Source organism: Streptomyces sp. NPDC057307, assembly GCF_042667665.1.
GTDB lineage: Bacteria > Actinomycetota > Actinomycetes > Streptomycetales > Streptomycetaceae > Streptomyces.
This window is the reverse complement of record NZ_JBHUZM010000249.1, coordinates 1-5407: the sequence shown is the minus strand read 5'-3', so window position 1 is coordinate 5407 and position 5407 is coordinate 1. Positions and strand designations below refer to the sequence as shown.

At 67.4% G+C, this 5407-nt stretch carries 4 protein-coding genes; all 4 read right to left on the bottom strand.

Annotated elements, in window-relative coordinates:
• Positions 1-14: 14 nt before the first annotated feature.
• The 4 genes from ACFUN8_RS36880 to ACFUN8_RS36865 all read right to left on the bottom strand — a co-directional run bounded on the left by ACFUN8_RS36880 (position 15) and on the right by ACFUN8_RS36865 (position 5360).
• Complete coding sequence (locus ACFUN8_RS36880; RefSeq protein WP_383647680.1) at positions 15-1685, bottom strand: ABC transporter substrate-binding protein; 1671 nt, start codon at positions 1683-1685, stop codon at positions 15-17.
• Positions 1686-2008: 323 nt separating this feature from the next.
• Complete coding sequence (locus ACFUN8_RS36875; protein WP_383647677.1) at positions 2009-3190, bottom strand: ABC transporter ATP-binding protein; 1182 nt, start codon at positions 3188-3190, stop codon at positions 2009-2011.
• A gap of 35 nt (positions 3191-3225) precedes the next feature.
• On the bottom strand, positions 3226-4350 hold the full coding sequence (locus tag ACFUN8_RS36870; RefSeq protein ID WP_383647675.1) for an ABC transporter ATP-binding protein: 1125 nt from the start codon (positions 4348-4350) through the stop codon (positions 3226-3228).
• Positions 4347-5360 (bottom strand): ABC transporter permease, encoded by a 1014-nt coding sequence (locus ACFUN8_RS36865; protein ID WP_383647682.1) that lies wholly within the window; start codon positions 5358-5360, stop codon positions 4347-4349. Before ACFUN8_RS36865 ends, ACFUN8_RS36870 begins: the two co-directional genes overlap by 4 nt.
• Positions 5361-5407 lie beyond the last annotated feature (47 nt).

Below are 5407 nucleotides of genomic sequence, written 5' to 3'. Positions count from 1 at the left end.
GCCCGCTGGTGCCGTTACTTGAAGGACGTCTCGGCGAAGTTCTCCTGCGTCAGCGGGGAGACCTTCGGCGGGTTGACGTCGTCGGCGAAGGCGATCGCCGGCGGCGAGGAGGAGATCGGCACACCCGGCAGGTACGCCATGATCGTCTCGTTGGCCTTCTTGTACAGCTCCGTCCGCTTGGCCGGGTCGGTCTCGGTGGACGCGACCTTCAGCGCGTCGAAGACGCCCTTGTCCTTGAAGCCCCACTGCTTGTCGTACTCGGCGAACCAGGTGCCGATGAAGTTGTAGCCGTCGTTGAAGTCACCGGTCCAGCCGAGCATGTGCAGTTCGCAGCCGCCCGCCTCGGTGGCGTCGATGTAGTCCGGCGCCCACTTCATGGGCTTGGGGGTGACGGTGATCCCGGCCTTCTCCAGGTCGGCCTTCATCAGCTCGAACATGTCCTGCGGAGCGGGCATGTACGGGCGGGTGACCTCGGTCGGGTAGCAGAACTCGACCTTCAGTCCGCTCTCGTCGGCGTCCCCGAGGAGCTGCTTGGCCTTGGCCGTGTCGAAGGGGTACTTCTGTACGGCGTCCGAGTAGCCGGCGACGGTGTCGGGCATGAACTGCGTGGCCACGACGCCGCCTTCGGGCAGCTGGGTCTTGACCAGGTTCTCGCGGTCGATGGCCTGCGCGATGGCCTGCCTGACCTCGGGCTTCTGGAGCGCCTTGTTCTTCTCCTGGCTCATGCCGACGTAGAAGATGTTGAAGACGTCACGCGTGGGGACCTGGAAGCCGTCGCTCTCCAGCGTCTTCACATCGGCGGGCGCGACCAGGTCGTAGCCGTCGATGTCACCGGCCTGGAGGGCCTGGCGGCGGCCGTCCTCGGTGTCGATGGTGCGGAAGACCAGGTTCTTGATCTTGGCCTTGGTGCCCCAGTAGTCGTCGTAACGCTCCAGGGAGACTTCCTTGTTGCCCTTGTTCCACTCACTGATCTTGTACGGTCCGGTGCCCGCGACCGTACCGGCCACCTGGCTGTACTTGGGGTACGTGATGGCGTCGCCCTTGGCGGTGGCGTCCTGCTTCTCGTACTCCTTCAGGGCCTTCGGCGAGTGGATCGCCAGCGCCTGGAGGGAGAAGCCGCCGGGGAGGTTCGCGGAGGGCTCGTTGACCTCGATGACGGCGGTGCTGTCGTCCTTCGCGGTGCAGGACTTGTAGTTCGCCTTCGGCGTCTCGGGGTCCTCGTTGGCCGCGAAGCCGCCCATGACGGTCTGCCAGTAGTAGGAGACCGCGCTGGACTGGTACGTGCCCTTCCAGTTGAACCAGTGGTCGTAATTCGCGCACACGGCGGCGGCGTTGAACTTCTCGCCGTCGTGGAACGTCACGTCCTTACGGAGGTTGAACGTCCAGACCGTGCCGGCCTCGTTGCTCGACCACTTCTCGGCCAGGGCCGGGGCGAGCGTGCTGCCGCCCGACTCGTGCTTCAGCAGGGCCTCGAACGCCTGCCGGGTGACCCGGAAGGTCTCGCCGTCGCTCGCGAGCGCCGGGTCCAGCGAACCGGGGTCACCGGGGCCGCCGAAGACGAAGGTGTCCTTCGCGCCGCCCGAGTCACCTTCCTCGTCGCGCTCGCTGGAGCAGCCGGTGGCGATCAGCGCGACGGCCAAGGCCGTGACGATCGCTCCAGCGGCTCGGGACTTGAATATTCGCATGGTCCACCCCAGGGGTCCGACGAGTCCGGAACTCGGTCTTGACGGCCGAACATTACAGTCAAGAAAGTGCCAAATGAACGGGTCGCAATGCGGAGTTGCAGACCTGAGATCCGGACAGTCGACAAATGGACCGACTCCGGGGCATCGCACTCCAACGGGTCAAGTCGTGCCAGGTGAGCCGCAGTTGGGCGGGGCGAACCGGGTGAACCTCCCGTACGGCGCAGAAGCCCCGCGCGCATCACGCAGAAGCCCCCCGTCCGCATGGTGGACCATGCGAGCGGGGGGCGTGCGTGACATACGCGTGCGTGACGTACGCGTACGGGTTACTCCTTGGTGAGGCCCTTCGGCGTCTCGGAGGTCTCCGCGGTCGCGGGAGCGGCCACGGCCGCCTCGGGGGCCACCGCCACCGCGTCGCCCACCAACGCGATCGCCTCGCGCGCCGAGGCGAGCACCTTCGTGTCGTCCGGGATCTGGTCCGGCGCGTTCTCCGGGTGGTGGCAGGCCGCCTCGTGGCCCGGCTCCAGCTGGATCAGCGGCGGCTCCACCGTCCGGCACACCTCCGTCGCCTTCCAGCAACGGGTGTGGAACCGGCAGCCGCTCGGCGGCGAGATCGGCGACGGCACGTCGCCCTTGAGCAGGATCCGCTCGCTCTTGACGCCGCGCCGCCTCGGGTCCGGCACCGGCACCGCCGACAGCAGCGCCTTCGTGTACGGGTGCATCGGCCGCTCGTACAGCGACTTGCGGTCGGACAGTTCGACGATCTTGCCGAGGTACATCACGGCGATCCGGTCCGAGACATGGCGGATGACCGAGAGGTCGTGCGCGATGATCACGTACGTGAGCCCCAGCTCGTCCTGCAGGTCGTCCAGCAGGTTCACCACCTGCGCCTGGATCGACACGTCCAGCGCCGAGACCGGCTCGTCGGCGACGACCAGCTTCGGGCTCAGCGCCAGGGCCCGCGCGATTCCGATGCGCTGCCGCTGACCGCCGGAGAACTCGTGCGGGTAGCGGTTGTAGTGCTCGGGGCTCAGGCCCACCAGGCCCAGGAGGCGCTGGACCTCCTTCTTCACCCCGCCCTCGGGCGCCACGTTCTGGAGCTTGAACGGCGCGCCGACGATCGTGCCGATCGTGTGGCGCGGGTTCAGCGACGAGTACGGGTCCTGGAAGATCATCTGCACGTCACGGCGGAGCGGACGGATCCTGCCCGCCGACATGTGCGTGATGTCGTGACCCTGGAACTCGATCTTCCCGCCGGTCGGTTCGTCCAGCCGCGTGATCAGCCGGCCCATGGTCGACTTGCCGCAGCCGGACTCACCCACGATGCCGAGCGTCTCGCCGGGATGGACGTCGAACGACAGCCCGTCGACCGCCTTGACGGCGCCGACCTGCCGCTGCAGCAGCCCCTTCTTGACGGGGAAGTGCTTGACCAGCCCCTCCACCCTCAGCAGGGGCTCACCGGCCCGGTCCTTGTCGGGCCTGTTCGCCTTCTCCGGCCTGTCCGCCACAGCGGGATCCTTTGCGTTGCTCACGGCGTCGGCGCTCACAGCTTCGGCGCAATCTCTTCGGTCCAGATCTTGGTCCGCTCCTCCTGCGACATATGACAGGCGGAGTGGTGCCCGGCGCCGACCTGCTTCAGCTCGGGACGCTCCGTGCGCGTGATGCCGCCCTTGGGCACATCCGCGTACGGGCAGCGCGGGTTGAAGGCGCAGCCCTGCGGAACGTTGATGAGGGACGGCGGCTGGCCCTTGACGGGGATGAGCCGGTCCGTCTGCTCACGGTCGATCCGGGGCATCGAGCCGAGCAGCCCCCAGGTGTAGGGGTGCTGCGGCTCGTAGAACACCTTCTCGGCCGGTCCGCGCTCGATGCACCGGCCGCCGTACATGACCAGCAGGTCGTCCGCCATCTCGGCGACGACCCCGAGGTCATGGGTGATCATGATGACGGCGGAGCCGAACTCCTTCTGCAGATCCCTGATGAGGTCGAGGATCTGCGCCTGGACGGTCACGTCCAGGGCGGTCGTCGGCTCGTCGGCGATGAGCAGTTCGGGGTTGTTGACCAGGGCCATCGCGATCATCGCGCGCTGGCGCATACCGCCGGAGAACTCGTGCGGATAGCTGTCGACCCGCTTGTGCGGCTCGGGGATGCCGACCCGGTCGAGCATCTCGATCGCCCGGGCGCGGGCGACCTTCTTGGTGACCTTGTTGTGGACGCGGTACGCCTCCACGATCTGGGCGCCGATGCGGTAGTACGGGTGCATCGCGGACAGCGGGTCCTGGAAGATCATGGCCATCTTCCGGCCGCGCAGCCGTCGTACGTGGTCGGGGTCGGCCCCGACCAACTCCTCACCGTCCAGCCAGACTTCGCCCGATATCGCGGCGTTGGCGGAGCGGTGCAGGCCCATCACGCCGAGCGAGGTGACCGACTTGCCGGAGCCCGACTCACCCACGATGCCGAGGGTCTGGCCGGCCCGGACGTCGAAGCTGACGCCGTCGACCGACTTCACCAGACCGTCGTCGGTCCGGAAGTGGATGCGCAGGTCGCGTACGGAGAGGAAGGGCTCCCCCGGACCGCCGGACCCGGGCGCCCCGGCGGCCACCGGCTCGCCCGGAGCGGAGGCGGGACCGGGAACCCGTACGGCTGACTGCTCCTTGGAAACCTCGCTCACGAGTACCTCACCCTGGGGTCGATGGCGGCGTACACCAGGTCCACCAGCAGATTGCAGAAGACGATGAAGAATGCGGCGAACAGGGTGACACCCATCACGATCGGCAGGTCGGCGTCCTTCACCGACTGGATCGCGTACGCGCCCATGCCCTGGAAGGAGAAGACCTGTTCGGTGATGACGGCGCCGCCGAGCAGCAGGCCGAAGTCCATACCGAAGATCGTCACGATGGGCGTCAGCGCGGACCGCAGTCCGTGCTTGGCGACGACCTTGCTCTCCCGCAGGCCCTTGGCGCGCGCCGTACGGATGTAGTCCTCCCCCATCACTTCCAGCATGCCGGCCCGGGTGAGCCTGGCGTACAGGGCGGAGTAGAGGAAGGCGAGGCTGCACCAGGGGATGAGCAGGTTCCAGGCCCAGTCCGCCGGATTGTCCGCGAACGGGACGTAGTTGACGCCGTCCGACCACAGTGGCCACTGGACGGTGAACAGCGCGAGGCCGAGCATGCCGGTGAAGAAGATCGGCAGCGAGACGCCCGCGAGGGCCAGCGTCATGGCGACACGGTCGAAGATCGAGCCGCGCTTGAGCGCCGAGAGGACACCGATGGCGACACCGGAGATCAGCCAGATCACCGCGGCACCGATGGCCAGGGAGAACGTGACCGGCACCCGGTCCATCAGCTCGGGCCACACCTCGACGTGCGTCTTGAAGGAGTAGCCGAAGCAGGGCGCGTTGCACATGGACGGGTCCGGGCCGAAGTTGTACTCGGCGCCGACGAAGATGCCCTTGATGAAGTCGAAGTACTGGGTGTAGAGGGGCTGGTCGAGCCCCAGGTTCGCCTTGACGGCGGCGATCGAATCGGGGTTGGCGTCCTTACCGACGTACTGGACTGCCAGCTGGTCGATCGTCTGCCCACCGAGCCGTGGAACAAGGAAGAAGATCGCGAAGGTGACTGCGCTGACCACCAGCAACAGCATTACCGCGGCGATCACGCGTCGGATGATGTACGCAGTCACAGCCGATCGGCGCCGGGTCCGCCGGCCGGGGGTGACCCGGCCGGCGG